The organism is Streptomyces phytophilus (assembly GCF_013870535.1).
Classification (GTDB): Bacteria; Actinomycetota; Actinomycetes; order Streptomycetales; family Streptomycetaceae; genus Streptomyces; species Streptomyces phytophilus.
The window spans coordinates 1-1116 of record NZ_JACBXC010001650.1; the positions used below are offsets into that span (position 1 = coordinate 1).

Sequence of the window (1116 nt, forward strand, 5' to 3'; positions counted from 1 at the left end):
TCCGCTCACAGTCCGCTCACTGCTCGTCGTCGTCGCCGCGCCCGAACCGGCCCCGCTCCATGATCAGCGCGGCCTGCATCATCGCCCGCGCGTAGCCGGTGTCGTACAGCTCCATGCCGTGGCCGCCGCCGCCCACGTCCTTGTACTGGTTGCTCTGGTCGGAGCCGTTCTCGCGGTCGAAGTCGTTCGCGCGCGGGTGCTCGGCGAGGACGCCGCGCGGGTAGCCGGCGCGGACGAGCTGGCGCATGAAGCCGAACATGTCGGTCTCGCCGTTGTCCGGGAACACCTCGGCGTACTTCACCTGCGGCTCGTCCACGCGCACGTTGCGGTAGTGGATGTGGTTGACCCGGTCCTTGCGGCTCATCCAGCGCAGGAAGTCGACGGAGTCGAAGCCGACTTCGGCCGTCACGCCCGCGTGCACGGTCATGCCGTTGGACGGGCTGTCGACGGTCTCGACCATCCGCCGCCAGTCCGCGACCGAGCCCATGATCTGCGGGTTCCCGCGGCTGATCGCGGCGGGCGGGTCGTTGGGGTGCACGGCCATGCGCACGCCCGCCTCCTCGGCGACGGGCATGACCTCGCGCAGGAAGTGCTCGTAGTGCTCCCAGAGTTCCTCGCGGGTGAAGGCGGGTACGCCGTCGGGGCGGGGGAGGTCGCGGACCTTGACGCCGTCCACCTCGTGGTCGAGGTCGAAGGCGGTGTAGCCGGCGCCGATGCGGTCGGTCTCGTCGATCTCCTCGTAGTAGCCCTCCTTCAACCGGTGGACGTACCAGTTGTATTCGACGACGCCGATACCGGCCTCGCCCGCGGCGCGCAGCGAGGTCTTGATGTCCTCGATGGCCTGGTCGCGGCCGTCCTCGCCGCGCACGACCGCGTCGGGGGCGCTGATGAGGTAGGCGGTGACGTGCATGCCCATGTCCTCGACGCGCTCGCGGTCGGCGCGCAGTTCGGCGGCGTCCCAAGGGGCCGGGGGCACGTCGGTGACGAGCGCGCCGGTGATGCCGGCCTGCCGCCAGCGGCGCACGGTGGCCTCGTCGGGTCTGCGGGACATCCACTGGCACAGCTTGGGGGTGTCGGGTCCTTCGCGGACGTCGTCGGGCCAGTTGAGCTGCGGGA

General features: G+C 70.7%; 1 protein-coding gene. It reads right to left on the minus strand.

Features of this window, described 5'->3' with window-relative positions; all coding sequences use genetic code 11:
* Positions 1 to 16 precede the first annotated feature (16 nt).
* On the minus strand, positions 17 to 1116 hold a 1100-nt coding region (locus tag H5J30_RS34945), incomplete at its 5' end, for a mannonate dehydratase (protein WP_181791818.1).